Annotated in this window: 15 protein-coding genes; 9 read left to right on the top strand and 6 right to left on the bottom strand. The window is 73.1% G+C overall.

All coding sequences use genetic code 11. The features are described 5' to 3' along the window. The first annotated feature begins 20 nt into the window (after positions 1-20). The 7 genes from DFH01_RS11800 to DFH01_RS11770 all read left to right on the top strand — a co-directional run bounded on the left by DFH01_RS11800 (position 21) and on the right by DFH01_RS11770 (position 6,401). Entirely contained in the window at positions 21-755 is a 735-nt protein-coding gene (locus DFH01_RS11800) for an aspartate/glutamate racemase family protein (protein ID WP_109870614.1), read from the top strand. A 21-nt stretch (positions 756-776) separates the two neighbouring features. Continuing rightward, complete coding sequence (gene ypfJ, locus DFH01_RS11795; protein ID WP_109870613.1) at positions 777-1,655, top strand: KPN_02809 family neutral zinc metallopeptidase; 879 nt, start codon at positions 777-779, stop codon at positions 1,653-1,655. A 67-nt stretch (positions 1,656-1,722) separates the two neighbouring features. After that, positions 1,723-2,706: a tripartite tricarboxylate transporter substrate binding protein gene (locus DFH01_RS11790; RefSeq protein ID WP_158287721.1), complete on the top strand. Its 984-nt coding sequence runs from the start codon at positions 1,723-1,725 to the stop codon at positions 2,704-2,706. After that, positions 2,703-3,842: a hypothetical protein gene (locus tag DFH01_RS27805; protein WP_146217042.1), complete on the top strand. Its 1,140-nt coding sequence runs from the start codon at positions 2,703-2,705 to the stop codon at positions 3,840-3,842. The genes DFH01_RS11790 and DFH01_RS27805 overlap by 4 nt, the downstream gene beginning before the upstream one ends. A 129-nt stretch (positions 3,843-3,971) precedes the next feature. Next, positions 3,972-4,604 carry a YjbE family putative metal transport protein gene (locus DFH01_RS11780; protein ID WP_109870610.1) on the top strand — a complete coding sequence of 211 codons (633 nt, stop codon included), beginning with the start codon at positions 3,972-3,974 and terminating at the stop codon, positions 4,602-4,604. A 165-nt stretch (positions 4,605-4,769) separates the two neighbouring features. After that, positions 4,770-5,402 carry a DNA-3-methyladenine glycosylase family protein gene (locus DFH01_RS11775; protein ID WP_233256086.1) on the top strand — a complete coding sequence of 211 codons (633 nt, stop codon included), beginning with the start codon at positions 4,770-4,772 and terminating at the stop codon, positions 5,400-5,402. A gap of 3 nt (positions 5,403-5,405) precedes the next feature. Then, the gene (locus tag DFH01_RS11770) at positions 5,406-6,401 is read left to right on the top strand and encodes an MBL fold metallo-hydrolase (protein WP_109870608.1); all 996 of its coding nucleotides are present in this window, start codon (positions 5,406-5,408) and stop codon (positions 6,399-6,401) included. Here the strand turns inward: DFH01_RS11770 and DFH01_RS11765 are convergent. Continuing rightward, complete coding sequence (locus DFH01_RS11765; RefSeq protein ID WP_109870842.1) at positions 6,391-7,590, bottom strand: FAD-binding domain-containing protein; 1,200 nt, start codon at positions 7,588-7,590, stop codon at positions 6,391-6,393. The two genes, DFH01_RS11770 and DFH01_RS11765, sit on opposite strands and share 11 nt — an antisense overlap. Positions 7,591-7,671: 81 nt before the next feature. Here DFH01_RS11765 and DFH01_RS11760 point away from each other — a divergent pair, with 81 nt between their 5' ends. Continuing rightward, a complete protein-coding gene (locus DFH01_RS11760; protein ID WP_109870607.1) occupies positions 7,672-8,274 on the top strand; it encodes an HD domain-containing protein in 603 nt (200 codons plus the stop codon). Here DFH01_RS11760 and DFH01_RS11755 read toward each other — a convergent pair. Genes DFH01_RS11755 through DFH01_RS11735 form a run of 5 tightly spaced genes read right to left on the bottom strand, consistent with a single transcriptional unit; the run spans position 8,243 to position 12,445 of the window. After that, on the bottom strand, positions 8,243-9,007 hold the full coding sequence (locus DFH01_RS11755) for an alpha/beta fold hydrolase (protein WP_109870606.1): 765 nt from the start codon (positions 9,005-9,007) through the stop codon (positions 8,243-8,245). The two genes, DFH01_RS11760 and DFH01_RS11755, sit on opposite strands and share 32 nt — an antisense overlap. A 10-nt stretch (positions 9,008-9,017) precedes the next feature. Then, positions 9,018-9,875, bottom strand: coding sequence for a DMT family transporter (locus DFH01_RS11750; RefSeq protein WP_109870605.1), 858 nt, complete (start codon positions 9,873-9,875; stop codon positions 9,018-9,020). A 37-nt stretch (positions 9,876-9,912) separates the two neighbouring features. After that, entirely contained in the window at positions 9,913-11,226 is a 1,314-nt protein-coding gene (locus DFH01_RS11745; protein ID WP_109870604.1) for an NAD(P)H-dependent oxidoreductase, read from the bottom strand. A 13-nt stretch (positions 11,227-11,239) separates the two neighbouring features. Then, complete coding sequence (locus DFH01_RS11740; protein WP_109870603.1) at positions 11,240-11,437, bottom strand: hypothetical protein; 198 nt, start codon at positions 11,435-11,437, stop codon at positions 11,240-11,242. Positions 11,438-11,440: 3 nt separating this feature from the next. Continuing rightward, on the bottom strand, positions 11,441-12,445 hold the full coding sequence (locus DFH01_RS11735; protein WP_109870602.1) for an NAD(P)H-quinone oxidoreductase: 1,005 nt from the start codon (positions 12,443-12,445) through the stop codon (positions 11,441-11,443). Positions 12,446-12,572: 127 nt separating this feature from the next. Between DFH01_RS11735 and DFH01_RS11730 the strand changes: the two genes are divergently transcribed. Next, positions 12,573-13,856: an ABC transporter substrate-binding protein gene (locus tag DFH01_RS11730; RefSeq protein ID WP_109870601.1), complete on the top strand. Its 1,284-nt coding sequence runs from the start codon at positions 12,573-12,575 to the stop codon at positions 13,854-13,856. The last annotated feature ends 28 nt before the right edge of the window (positions 13,857-13,884 follow it).

Below are 13,884 nucleotides of genomic sequence, written 5' to 3'. Positions count from 1 at the left end.
GGGCGGGCGAGATTGGGCGGATGCGCGTCCTGGTCGCCAATGCCAACACCACCGAGGCCATCACCGAGGCCTGCGTCGCCGCCGCCCGCCGCGCCGCGGCGCCGGGGACGGAGATCCTCGGCGCCACGCCGGCCTTCGGGCCGCGCGTGATCTCGACGCGCGCCGAGAACGCGATCGCCGCCCATGCGCTGTTGTCGCTGCTGGCGGAACATGCGGGCAAGGTGGATGCGGTGGTGCTGGCGGTGAGCCACGACACGGCGCTGGACGCGGCGCGGCAGCTGATGCCCTGCCCGGTGGTCGGCATGACCGAGGCCGCCTGCTTCGCCGCCTGCCTGCTGGGCGGGAAGTTCGCGGTACTGACGCTCGGCACCGCCGTCGCCCCCTATGAGGAGCTGGTGGCGCGCCACGGCCTCGCCGGGCGCTGCGCCGCGGTCGCGGCGATCAGCGCCACCGCCCAGGAGGCGATCCGCGATCCCGAAGGCGCACAGGCGATGCTGCTGGAGGCGATCGTGGAGCTGTCCCGGCGTGCGGATGCGGTGGTGCTGGCCGGCGCCGCGCTGGCGGGGATGGACCGCGTGCTGCAGCCGCGCGCGACGGTGCCGTTGCTGGACGGCATCGCCTGCGCGGTGAAGCTCGCGGAGATGTTGGTGGCGCTCGGCCTGCCGAAGCCGGCCACAGGCGGGTATGCGGCGCCTTCGGGGCGCGAGGCGACCGGCCTCTCCCCGGCGCTGGCGGCGCTGCTCAAGGGCGGCTGAGCACGGGGACGGAGACCGATCATGCGGCTGGAAGGCGGGCGCGAAAGCCAGAACGTGGAGGACCGGCGCGGCCGCGGCATGGGCGGGCGTGGCCGGGGGCGTGGCGGCATGGTTGTGGGGGGCGGGCTCGGCACCGTCGTGCTGCTCGTCCTTGCGCTGCTGTTCGGCGTGGATCCCGGCGTGATCATGTCGGGCGGCGGCCCGATGCCGCAGGCGCCCGCGCCGAGCGCCGTCGAGCGCGGCGCCCCGCCCGCCGACGACGCCGGCGGGCGCTTCGCCAGTCGCGTGCTGGCCGAGACCGAGGATGTCTGGAACCCGATCTTCCAGAGCCTGGGCCGTCGCTACCAGGAACCGGTGCTGGTGCTCTATTCCGGCGCGGTGCAGAGCGCCTGTGGCGTGGCCCAGGCGCAGGTGGGGCCGTTCTACTGCCCGGGCGACAGCAAGGTCTATATCGACCTCGACTTCATGGCGGACCTGCAGCGCAAGGTCGGCGCCAGCGGCGACTTCGCCGCAGCCTACATCATCGCCCATGAGGTCGGGCACCATGTGCAGAACCAGCTTGGCGTCCTGCAGCGCGTGGAGGCGCTGAAGCGCCAGGCGAGCCAGGCGGAGGCGAATTCGCTGCAGGTGCGGGTGGAACTGCAGGCCGATTGCCTTGCCGGCCTCTGGGCGCGGCGCGCGCATGAGGCGCGGCAGATCCTGGAGCGCGGCGACATCGAGGAAGGGCTGAACGCCGCCGCCGCAGTGGGCGACGACCGGCTGCAGCGCCAGGCGCGCGGCTATGTGGTGCCCGAAAGCTTCACCCATGGCAGCTCCGCCCAGCGCGCCCGCTGGTTCCGCGCGGGGCTGGAGAGCGGCCGCCTCGAATCCTGCGACACCTTCGCGCCGGAACGGCTGTAGCCCGCCTCTCGCGCCGCGCGGGCGATCGGCGCATGCTCCTGCCGACACGATGGGGAGGAGATGCGTGATGCGCCGCCGTGGCCTTGCCCTTGCGCCCTTGGCCCTGCTTGCCCGCCCCGCCCGGGCGCAGGCGGATGCGGCGGCGAACTGGCCGCCGCGCCCGGTGCGCGTGATCGTGCCCTTTGCGCCCGGCGCCTCCTCCGACACGGTTGCGCGGATCGTGACGGCGAAGCTCGCCGAGGCGCTCGGCGGCTCCATCGTGGTGGAGAATCGCGCCGGCGCCGGCGGGCTGATCGCCGCGCAGACCGTGGCGCGCGCGGCGCCCGACGGCACCACACTGCTCTGGGGCGGGGGCACCGCGATCACCCACGGCGTGATGGGCCGCGATCCCGGCTACGACGTGCTGCGCGACTTCACCCCGATCGTCACCATCGCCGAGAACCCGGCGCTGCTCTGCGTGCGGCCGGCCTCGCCCTGGAAGACCATCGCGGAGCTGATCGCGGCCGCGAAGGCTTCGCCGGCCGGCGGGCTGCGCTACGGCTCGGGCGGCGTCGGCACGCCGGCGCACATGGCCGCGGCCGCGCTGCTGAAGGCGGTCGGGGCGGAGGGGACGCATGTGCCCTATCGCGGCGCCAACCAGGCGGCGCTCGCCGTCGAGCAGGGCGAGGTGGATTTCGCCTTCGCCATCAGCAACATCGCCCTGCCGCGCGCGCAGCAGGGCGCGATCCGCGTGCTGGTCACGACGGGGTCGCGCCGCATGGAGGCCTTCCCCGACATGCCGACCCTGGCCGAGACCATCCCGGACGGCCCGGTGATCATCAGCGGCTCCTCGCTGATCGGCCCGGCCGGCATTCCGCCCGCGATCGTGCAGCGGATCCACGACGCCGTGCACCGCGTGGTGACCGAGGACGCCGAGCTGCGCGCGGCGCTGACGCGGGAAGGCGGATCCATCACGCTCTCGGCGTCCCCGGCCGCCTATGCCGCGGACTGGCCGCAGGAGGTGGCGCGGCTGCAGCGGCTGGTGGCGTTCTCCGGGGCGCGCGTGGAGTGAGGGCCGCCGATTTCTTCGCCGCCTATGACGGCTTCGGCGAGCGCCGCGCAGGCGGCGAGGGCGATGTCGCCTCGGCCGCCTGGCTGTGCGACCTCGCCGTGCAGGCCGGTGCCACGGCGCGGCTAGATCCCGTCAGCTTTTCGCGCTTCGTCCCAGGCGCGTCCTGGCTCGAGGCAGGCGGCGCGCGCGTTGAGGGGTTGCCGCTGTTCGACGGCGGCACAACGGGCGCCGACGGTGTCTCGGGGGCGCTCGGGGCGCTCGGCTCGGGCGCCACGGTCGGCTTCGTCGAGATGCCGCCGCGCGCGGCGAGCCTGCCGGGGAATCCCTTCGCCCTCGCCCGCCGCGACAGCCGACATGCCGGGATCGTGGTGGCCTTGCGGACCAGGCCGGACAGCCTCGCGCCGCTCAACGCGCACGACATCGCCGCCCCCTTCGGACCGCCGGTGCTGCAGGTGGCGGGGCGGGAGGCGGCCAGGCTGGCGGCGCTGGCCGCCCAGGGTTCGCCGGCAAGGCTGGTCGTGCAGGGGGCGCGCGAGGCGACGCGCAGCGCCAATGTCCGCGCCGACCTGCCCGGCACGGCGCCGCCCCTGCTGCTGCTGACGCCGCGGACCTCCTGGTGGACCAGCACGGCCGAGCGCGCCGGCGGTATCCTCGCCTGGCTGGAGGCGCTGCGCGCGCTCGCCGCCGCGCCGAGGCAGCGGGCCGTCGTCGCGCTCGCCACCTGCGGGCACGAGATCGGGCATGTCGGCGCGCATCACGCCTTCGCGGCGGAGCCGGAACTGGCCTCCGACAGTGCGCTGGTGATCCATCTCGGCGCCAATCTCGGCTGCGCAGAGGCGCCGCAGCTCACCGTGCGGAGCAATGTGCGGGGGCTGGCGGATCGCATGGCCGATGCCCTTGTCGCGGCAGGGCACCCGCGCGCGCCGCTGGAGGTCGTGACGGGCGGCAAGGCGAATGGCGAGGCGCATGAGATCGAGAGCCGCGGCGGGCGCTATCTGTCGCTGATCGGCGAAAATCCCTGGTTCCACGCGCCTGAGGACCGTTGGCCGATGAGCATCGACCTGCCGCGCGCGGAGGCGATCGCCCGCGCCGTCGCGGCGGTGGCCGTCGGAACTGCTGCGGGCGGGGCTCCCTAGCGGCTGCGGATGCGCGGCGGATTGCCGCGTTGAAAGGCACCGGAAAGTTACCGGGCAAGGCGACACGGGATAGCGTCCCGCCCGCACGCGCGACCATGCCCGGTCCGCCCGAGGGAGAGTGACCGCAGCATGGATGCACTGATCGGCCAGGCGCCGCAGTTCCTGGAAATCCTCTGGCTCAACATCATCCTGTCCGGCGACAACGCCGTCGTCATCGGCCTGGCCGCCGCCGGCCTGCCGCAGCACCTGCGGGCCCGGGCGGTGCTGTTCGGCATCGTCGCGGCCGCCGTGCTGCGGATCGTCTTCTCGGTCTTCGCGACCTTCCTGCTCAGCCTGTGGTGGGTGGACATCGTCGGCGGCCTGGCACTGCTCTACATCGCCTGGGGCTTCTGGAAGGAGTTGCGCCACAGCGGCGAGGAGGAAGGGGCCGAGCATGGTGGCGGCGAGAAGACGCTGATGGCGGCGCTGTGGCAGATCATCATCGCCGACGTGTCCATGAGCCTCGACAACGTGCTCGCCGTGGCGGCGGTGGCGCGGAACAACCTGACGATGCTGGTCACCGGGCTGATGGTGTCGATCGTGCTGATGGGTCTGCTGGGCGGTGCGCTGGCGCGGCTGCTCGACCGCTACAGGTTCATCGCCTATGTGGGACTGGCGCTGATCGCGTATATCGGTGTCGAACTGCTCTGGGAGGGCGTGGCCGCGGCGAACGAGGCGCTGCATCTCGGCCTGCCTCTGCCGAAGCACGGCGCGGCGCACTGACCGGGCCATTGGGCACGCGCGGCGGGGAGCCTATGATCGTGCCCGCATGAGCGTGGGACGACGACACAAGGTGGCCGGAGACGGCGACGGCAACGGCGCGAAGCCGATGGATGCGGGATGGTCGTGACGGCGCTCGCCCCGGCACGGCCGCGTGCCGCACCGGCCATCTGCGGGCCGGAGGCGCTGCGGCAGTTGCGCCGCGACCCGGTGCTGCAGGCGGTGATCCGGCGGATCGGCCCCTGCACGCTGCGCCCGGTGCGGCGCGAGCCGTACGAGGCGCTGGTGCGCGCGATCGCGCATCAGCAGGTGCATGGCCGCGCGGCGGAGGCGATCCTCGGCCGCTTCGTCGCGCTCTATCCCGGGCATGAATTCCCGCCCGCGACGCTGGTGCTGGACACGCCGGTGGAGGCGCTGCGCGGCTGCGGGCTGTCGGGCAGCAAGGTCGCCGCGATCCGCGACATCGCGGAGAAGGCGGTGGGCGGGCTGGTGCCGACGCGCCGGGTCGCCGCGCGCATCCCGGACGAGGCGCTGATCGAGCGGCTCTGCGCGATCCGCGGCGTCGGCCGCTGGACGGTGGAGATGCTGCTGATCTTCACCCTCGGCCGGCGCGACGTGCTGCCGGTGGACGATTTCGGCGTGCGGGAGGGCTTTCGCGTTGCAACCGGCGCAGCCGCGCAGCTCAAGCCGAAGGAACTCGCCGCGATCGGCGAGGCCTGGGCACCCTTCCGCTCCATCGCCGCCTGGTATCTCTGGCGTGCGGCGGATGCGGCGAAGGCGAGCACCTACAAGCCACAATAGGCGATGACACCGACGCTGCATCCACGGCTGCTGAACGGCCGCGCCGGCGATCCGGCGGTGTTCGTGGAGGCGATGCACGCGGCGGGCGCGGTGCTGTTCGATTGCGGCGACCTCTCCGCGCTATCGAACGGGCATCTTCTGCGCGTGCAGCTTCTGTGTGTCAGCCACGCCCACATGGACCACTGGGCCGACTTCGACCGGCTGCTCCGGCCGTTGATCGGGCGCGAGGCCGTCCTGCGCGTCGTCGGCCCGCCGGGCTTCGCGGCGCTGCTGCATCATCGGCTCGCGAGCTACACCTGGAACCTGGTGGACCGCATCGCCGCGCCGCTGACCTTCGACGTGGTGGAAGTGACCACGACACCGCCCTTCCCCGCCGCGCGTCTGAGGCTGCAGAGCGGCTTCGCGCGGGAGGACCTGGCGTCCGTGACGCCCGATGCCGAGGGCACGCTGCTGCGCATCGGCGCGGTCGGGCTGCGGGCCGCGTTGCTGGACCACCGGACGCCCTCGGTCGGCTATGCGCTGGTCGAGGATCTGCACCTGAATGTCTGGCGCACGCGCCTTGCGGAGCGCGGCCTGCCGACCGGGATGTGGCTTGCCGCGCTGAAGCAGGCGATCGCGGATGGCCTGCCAGACGACGCCGTGCTTGCGACCCCGGCGGGAGCGCAGCCGCTCGGCGCGCTGCGCGACCTGGTGGTGGCAACGGCAGGGCAGCGCATCGCCTACCTGACGGATTTCGGCGACACGCCCGAGAACCGCGCGGCGGCGGTGGCGCTGGCGCAGGGCGCCGACACGCTGTTCATCGAGGCGCCCTTCCTCGCCGCCGATGCCGAGGTGGCGGCGGACCGGATGCACCTGACGACGCGGGCCGCCGGGGAGATCGCGCGGGCGGCCGGCGCGCGGCGGCTGGAACCGATGCACCTCTCGCCGCGCTACACGGGCCGGGACGCGGAATGGCTGGCGGAGATCGAGGTCGCCTTCGGCGCGCCGCTCACGCCATAGGCGGCTGGGGCCGGAGGCGTTCGATCAGCGCCGGGATGTTCTCGCGGAAGGGAAAGAAGCCCTTCGTCGCGAGCGGCCAGCACGCCTCGTCCCAGTCGCGGCGCAGGCGCAGCAGCTTCACGCCGAGGCCCTCCAGCGCCGTCGCCGTCCAGCCGAACGGCGCCCAGGGCGTCACGACAGGCAGGCCATGGCCACGCGCCCAGCCCGCGACATCGGCGGGCTCCAGCATGACGGCCGGGGCGCCGAAGTGGCGCGATGCGCGGTCCAGCCCGTCGCGCAGCGCGGCACGCGCGTAGTCCGCCACCAGCGGCGCGCATCCGCGCGGCGAGCGGGCCTCCGGCACGGCGATCCCGGCGATGGCGGCGATGGGCGCGCCGGGTCGCAGCAGGCTATCGGGATGCAAATCGTCCTCATGCAGCAGCAGCGCGACAGGACCGCTGGGCAGGGCGTCGGCGCGCGGCAGCGGGCGCGGCGCGGGCGGCGATGGCGCGGCAAGCGGCAGCGCGTTCTCGTTGAGCGCACCGGCCGGATCGAAGCGACCCAGCGTGTGCTTGCGGATGTTCTCGGCGCGCGCGACATAGTGCTTGCCGCGCGTCTGCATCCCCGCGACCCAGCGCCAGGACAGCGTGTTGGACGCAGCGTCGCCATCCAGCAGGTGGCGCAGGAAGAAGTCCGCGCCGAGCGTCCAGGGCAGGTCCAGCGTGAAGATCCAGATGCTGGCGAACCACATGCGCACGTGGTTGTGCAGCCAGCCGCTCTCGCGCAGTTCCTCCGCCCAGGCGTCGAAGCAGGCGATGCCGGTGCCGCCGGCCTCGGCGCGCTCCAGCGCGTCGCGCAGGGCGGAGCTGCGCGCGACCGTCGCGCTGTCCTGTTCGAGGTCGCGGCGATAGTCGTGCCATATGCCGGGACGCTGCTCGAGCCAGCCTTTCCAGTAGCTGCGCCAGAAGACCTCCTGGATGAACTTCTCGGATGCGGCCGCGCCATGCTCTGCCAAGGCGGTCCCCACCAGCTCGGCCTCCGTCACCAGCCGGTGTCGCACAGCGGGCGACAGGCGGGAGACATCGCGGCGCGTGCCGGGGCCGGGATCGGTGTTGCGGCCCGCGGCATAGTGCCCGCCCATGCGTGGGGCGAAGTCCGCCAGGCGCGCCAGCGCGCCGGCCCGGTCGGCAGGGAATGTCTCGGTCGTCATCGCCGCGGCAGATCGGGCCGCCGCGACGGGCCGCAAGGCCTGCTTGGGATCGTGACGCGCGCACACCATATCATCGTGCCCATGACCGATTCCGAGATCGACGGCACCATCGCCTTCCTGGCGCTGGTGGAGCGGCTGAAGGACACGCTGCGCAACAGCCGCACCAGCACCGGCCGCACCGAGAGCACCGCCGAGCACACCTGGCGCGTGGCCCTGATGGCGATGCTGCTCGCCCCCGCGCTCGGCGTGGATGCCGGCAGGCTGGTGAAGATCGTTCTGGTGCATGACCTGGCGGAGGCCTTCACCGGCGATATTCCCGCTCCCACGCCGCGTCAGCCCGGCGTGAAGGAAGCACGCGAGCGCGAGGCGCTGGCGACGCTGACCATGACCCTGCCCTCCGCCCAGCGGGCCGACATCCTGGCGCTGTGGGAGGAATACGAGAGCGCCAGCACGCCGGAAGGCCGGATCGCCAAGGGGCTCGACAAGCTGGAGACGATCCTGCAGCACGCGCAGGGCGTGAACCCGCCCAACTTCGACCTGGGCTTCAACCTTGGCTACGGGCGCAAGGACACCGCGGCGCATCCGGTGCTCGCCGCCTTCCGCACGCGCCTGGACTCCGCGACTCGGGCGCGGCTGGGCGAGGCAGACTCGCCTACGCTTCCAGGAACGCCGCGACCCGGCTGAGGAAGTCCTGCGGATTCTCGGCGTGCAGCCAGTGGCCGGCCTTGATGCTGGCGAAGTCCGCGGCGGGGAACAGCGCGCGGAATGTCTGCTCGTGCTCCGGGCGTATGTAGTCGGAGGCGTCGCCCGCCAGAACCAGCACCGGGCCATCGTAGCGGCCGGCGATCTTCGGCCAGCCGCCGATCACCGGCATCTGCGCGGCGATGACGTCGAGCGCGATGCGCCAGCGCGGCGGGTCCTCCGCGAACAGAAGATTCTGCAGCAGGAAGCCGCGCAGGGCGGGGTTGGGCACCGCCTCGACCAGCGCCGCATCGGCCTCCCGCCGCGTCAGCCCTTGGCGCAGCGGGATCGCGCGCATCGCGGCGACATACTGCGTGAAGAGCGGCGTCGGGTAGGTCACGGGCGCGATGTCTGCCACCACCAGCCGCGTCACGCCCGCGCCATGCGCGAGCGCCAGCGCCATCGCCACCTTGCCGCCCATCGAATGCCCGACCACCGCGCAGGGCCAGGCGCCGGCCTCGCGCAGCGTCTCCGCCACGTCCTCGGCCATCTCCTGATAGGACATGGTCGACGCGTGCGGAGAGGCGCCGTGGTTGCGCAGGTCGAGCGCGAGCACGCGATGGCCGCGGGCGGCCAGCGCCTTCTGGATGGCGCCGAAATTCTGCCCCGCGCCGAGCAGCCCGTGCAGGAAGGCGACCGGACGCCCCTGCCCTGCCTCGGTGAGTGTCAGCTTCATGAGGCCCTCCTCATCCACGCGCCGCGATCAGCACGCTGACCACGACCAGCACGCCGCCGAGGATCACGTCCCAGCCGATCGGCTCGCCCAGCCAGAGCGCCGAGACCAGCACGCCGAAGGCCGGAATCAGCAGGAACCAGACCGAGGCGACGGCGCCCGGCAGCCTGCGGCTCGCCTCGATGACGCAGAAGGTGCCGACCGGGGCGGCGAAGAGGCCGATGAACAGCATATGCGTCCAGGCGCCCCGCCCGATGCCGCCATCCGGCTCCAGCAGCAGCGCGAGCGGCGCGAGCACCAGCGTGCCAAGCGCGAAACACCATGGCAGCAGCTGGATGATCGGCGTGCGCGGCGGCCAGCGACGCGTGGCGATGATGGCAATCACCCAGGCGAGGCTCGCGGTCACCAGCATGATATGGCCGAGCACCACCTGCGTGTTGCCCCAGTCCACCGCCCATGGCCCGATCAGCACCGCGGCACCCGCCAGGCTTATCCCTGCCGCCGCCCAGCGCGCCGGCGACACGCGCTCGCCCAGCAGCAGGACGGAGAGCGGGATCAGCCAATAGGCGACGACGTTGGACAGCACCGCGGTGCGCCCCGCCGGCACCAGCGCCACGGCCAGATGCGTCAGCACGAAGAACAGGCCGAGCTGGAAGATGCCGAGGCCGAGCACCGCGCGCATGTCCTCGCGCCGCGGCAGCCTGAGCCGCCCGAGCACCGCCAGCAGCAGGAAGGCGACGAGGGCCGCGAGCCCCGCGCGGCTGGTGCCGAACCACAGCGGCGTCGCATCTGCCAGGGCCGCCTTGGTGACCGGCCAGGCGCCGCCGAACAGCAGGATGGCGACCAGCAGCAGCCGGATCGCCGGCCACATCGGTGCTTGGGCAGGCTGGCGCGACGCGTCGCTCACATCAGCCGGCCAGGGCGGCGAGTGCGGCGCGCATCGCGATCGCCTCGTCCGCGTGGCCGCCGGGGCGCGGGGCGAGGTCGGCCTCGGTCACCATCGCGCCTTCAGCCACGTCGCGCGCCAGGGCCACGCCATGCGCCAGCCCGATCGGCACGGCGCCCGTCGCGCGGGACCGCGAGGCCGGGATGCACTTGCCCCAGACCGTCGCGCCGCCCTCGCCGTCCAGCACCTCGCCCGCGCGCAGCGGCCGCTTGGCGACGGCGACGCAGTCCGCGGTCCAGCTGGTGGAGCAGCCGGTCGGCTCGCGCCGCAGCGCGGCGGAGGCCACGGACACGCCGAGCTCGAGGCCAATGAAGTGATAGGGCCGCCACAGCGCGGCGTAACGCCCGGTGTTGTCCGTGGCGACGCCATACTCGGAAAAGCAGCGGCGTGCGTATTCCGTCTCGCCCTCGAAGACGACATAGACGCCCCAGCGCAGATTGTCCGGGATGTCCGCGCCATCGCGCGTGAGGGATGAGACAACCTCCACCATGCCCTTGCGCGGCAGAACGCCCCCTTCGTTGTGCGGGCGCAGCAGGTTGGGCAGTTGCGCCGTGCCGCAGGGCGGGAAGAGCAGCCCGTCCTCGGGCGGCGCCAGCGCGCAGGCATTGGCGATCGCCGCCATCTCGATGCCGGACTTCGTGCCGTCCAGGAAGGAGTTGAACATGCGCGGGTTCATCCCGCCGGCCCGCGCCTGCTCCGCGGTCAGGCCGTAGAAATCCCACACCGTCTCCGGCGTGGAGGCGTGATAGCGCGGCAGGTATTTCGTGCCCTTCCCCGCCGCGATCACGGAGAAGCCGGCGGCGCGGATGGTGTCCACCATCTCCGCCACCAGGGCCGGCTGATCGCCATAGGCCATGGAATAGACCACGCCCGCCGCCTCGGCCTCCCGCGCCAGCACGGGGCCGGCGAGGACATCGGCCTCGACATTCACCATCACCACATGCTTGCCGTGGCGGATGGCGTGGCGCGCATGGTACAGCCCGGCGGCGGGATCGCCGGTGGCCTCCACCACGACCTCCACCTGCGGATCGGCGATCAGGGAGAGAGCATCCTCGGTCACCGGCGTTGCCGCGATCAGCGCCGCGTCCCAGCCGATGCGGGCCAGCGCTTCCCGCGCGCGCGGCGGCGAAAGGTCGGCGATGCCGTGGATGACCATCCCCGGCGTGCGCGGGGCCTGGTGCAGATACATCGAGCCGAACTTGCCGGCGCCGATGACGGCCACGCGGATCGGCTTGCCTTCGGACTGGCGCTTGAGCAGCAGGCGATGGAGGTTCACGGCATTCCGTTCTTCAGGGCTGGTGCCAGCGGCGCGGCCCGTGTCCGGGCAGGTGCAGGCCCGAACCGGGCCGGCGGAGCAGCAGCAGCACGCCGATGACCACGACGAGCACGGCGACGCCCTGCGTCGCGCCGCGCGCGGCGCGGCCGCCGATGCGCGCGGCGAACACCAGCGTCGCGAGCCCCGCGAGCAGCAGCGCGACGCCGGCCATGTCTCATCCCACCGTCAGCATGATCTTGCCGATATGCGCGCTGCTCTCCATCAGCCGGTGCGCCTCGGCGGCCTCGGCCAGCGGGAAGGTGCGGAAGATGCGCGGGCCGCACTTGCCGCCCTCCAGCAGCGGCCAGACCTTGGCTTCCAGCGCGGCGGCGATCGCGGCCTTCTCCTTGGTCGTGCGCGGCCGCATCGTGCTGCCGGTCACGGTCAGGCGCTTCACCATGATCGGGCGGAGATCCACGCTTTCGGCGACGTGGCCGTTCAGGAAGGCGATCATGACCAGCCGGCCGTCGAGCCGCAGGCAGCGAAGGTTGCGCGCGAAATAGGGCGCGCCGACCATGTCGAGCACCACGTCGACGCCCTTGCCGCCGGTGGCCTGCTTCACCGCCTCGACGAAGTCCTGGTCGCGGTAGTTCACGCCGATGTCCGCGCCCAGCTCCCGGCACGCCGCCACCTTGTCGTCGCTGCCGGCCGTCGCGATCACGCTCGCGCCGAAGGCCTTGGCGAGTTGGATGGCGGTGACGCCGATGCCGGAGGTGCCGCCATGGATCAACACGGTCTCGCCGGCGGCGAGCCGGCCATGGCCGAAGAGGTTGGCGTAGACGGTGAAATAGGTCTCGGGCAGCGCCGCCGCCTGGATCGCGTCGTAGCCCTTGGGCCAGGGCAGCGCCTGCGTCTCCGGCGCCGTGCAGTATTCGGCATAGGCGCCGCCATTGGTCAGCGCCGTGACCCTGTCACCGACCTTCCAGCGCCGCACCTCGGCGCCGACCGCCACCACCTCGCCGGCGCATTCCAGGCCGATCACCTGGCTCGCGCCGGGCGGCGGCGGATAGCTGCCGCTGCGCTGCGCCACATCGGGTCGGTTCACGCCGATGGCCATGCAGCGGATCAGCACGTCGTCGGCCTGCGGCGTCGGCACCGGGCCGCGCTGCGGCGCCAGCACCTCCGGCCCGCCGCCCGCGCCATGGCCGATGAGCGTCATCTCCTGCGGAACCGCAACCATGCCGTGCATCCTCTTCTTCACGCCGAGGGACCACGCCGGAGCCGGCGCGGTCAAGACGGGTGCGAAGGCTTGCGCGCTGCGCTCCGCCGATGTGAGGTAGCGTGCTGGATTGGGGAGACGCAGCGGGATGAGCGAGCGCGTCCGGGAACAGGGGCGCCGGGCTCGCTTCGGCCGCAGGACGCTGGCCTTCGCCGGCACGACGGCCCTTGCCGCGCTCGTCCGCCCGGCCTCGGCGCAGCAGCCGGCCGCACCGGCCGCCGAGTTGCGGCTCGGCGCCTTGTTCCCTCTCTCCGGCCCGCTCGCGCTGCTCGGCGACGAGAGTTTCCGCGGCCTCGAACTCGCGGTGGAGGAGCGGAACGGCGCCGGCGGCGTGCTCGGGCGACAGGTCCGCCTGGTGCGCGCCGATGCGCCGGACGAGGCGGCGGCGGCGGCAGAGGCCCGCAGGCTGACCTCCGGGCCGGAGAGGGTGGCGGCCGCCTTCGGCAGCTTCGCGTCGTCCATCGCCCTGCCCGGCTCCCAGATCGCGGAGGCGGCGGGGATCCCCTGGTTCGAGCTCGGCGCCATCGGCGACGCGGTGATCGAACGCGGCTTCCGCTCGGTGTTTCGCGCCTCTCCGGGCGCCACGGCTTTCGCCGCGACGGCGATCGAGGGCGTGATCGAGGTGCTCGCGCCGGCAATCGGCGTGGCGCCCGATGCGCTCCGCCTCGCGATCGCGCATGAGGACGCCGTGGGCGGACAATCCGTCGCGGCGGCGCAGGAAGCGCTGGCACGCATTCGCGGCCTGACGCTGGTGGAGCGTGCGACCTATGCGCCGCGCGCCGCGGACCTCGGCGCGCTCGTGCAGCGCCTGCGCGGGCAGGAAGCGGATGTCGTGCTGCATACCGGCGCGCCCGGCGACGAGCTGCTGCTGTTCCGCGCGCTGCGCGATGCGGGCTGGCGGCCGCGCATGGTGATCGGCACGGCAGGCGGCTACGGCCTGGCGGAGACCGCGCGCAGCGTCGGCGATGCGCTTCTCGGCGCGATGAGCGCCGACTGGACGCCCTTCGCGGTGAACGAGCGCTTCGCCCCTGGCGCCCGCGCCTTCGCGGAGGCCTATCTGCGTCGCTACGGTGCCGAGCCGCGCTCGGGCCACAGCCTGGCCTGCTTCGTCGGCGCGCGCATCTTCCTCGAAGCGCTGCACAATGCCGGCGGGGCGGATCGCGACCGCGTGCGCGCGGCGGTCCAGGCGCTCGACATCGCCGAGGGCACGACCGCGACGGGCTGGGGCGCGCGCTTCGACGAGCGCGGACAGAACCTGCGCGCCAAGCCGGTGCTCTGCCAGTGGCAGGCCGGGCCGCAGGCGATGGTGCAGGTAGCGATCGGACCGGCGCCGGCCGCCGTCGCCACCGTGGTGCCAAAGCTCGGCGCATAAACGGGCGAGGAACGACGCGCCTGCGCCG

It is taken from the genome of Falsiroseomonas bella (assembly GCF_003173615.1).
Taxonomy (GTDB): domain Bacteria; phylum Pseudomonadota; class Alphaproteobacteria; order Acetobacterales; family Acetobacteraceae; genus Falsiroseomonas; species Falsiroseomonas bella.
This window is presented reverse-complemented; position numbering and strand designations above follow the sequence as displayed.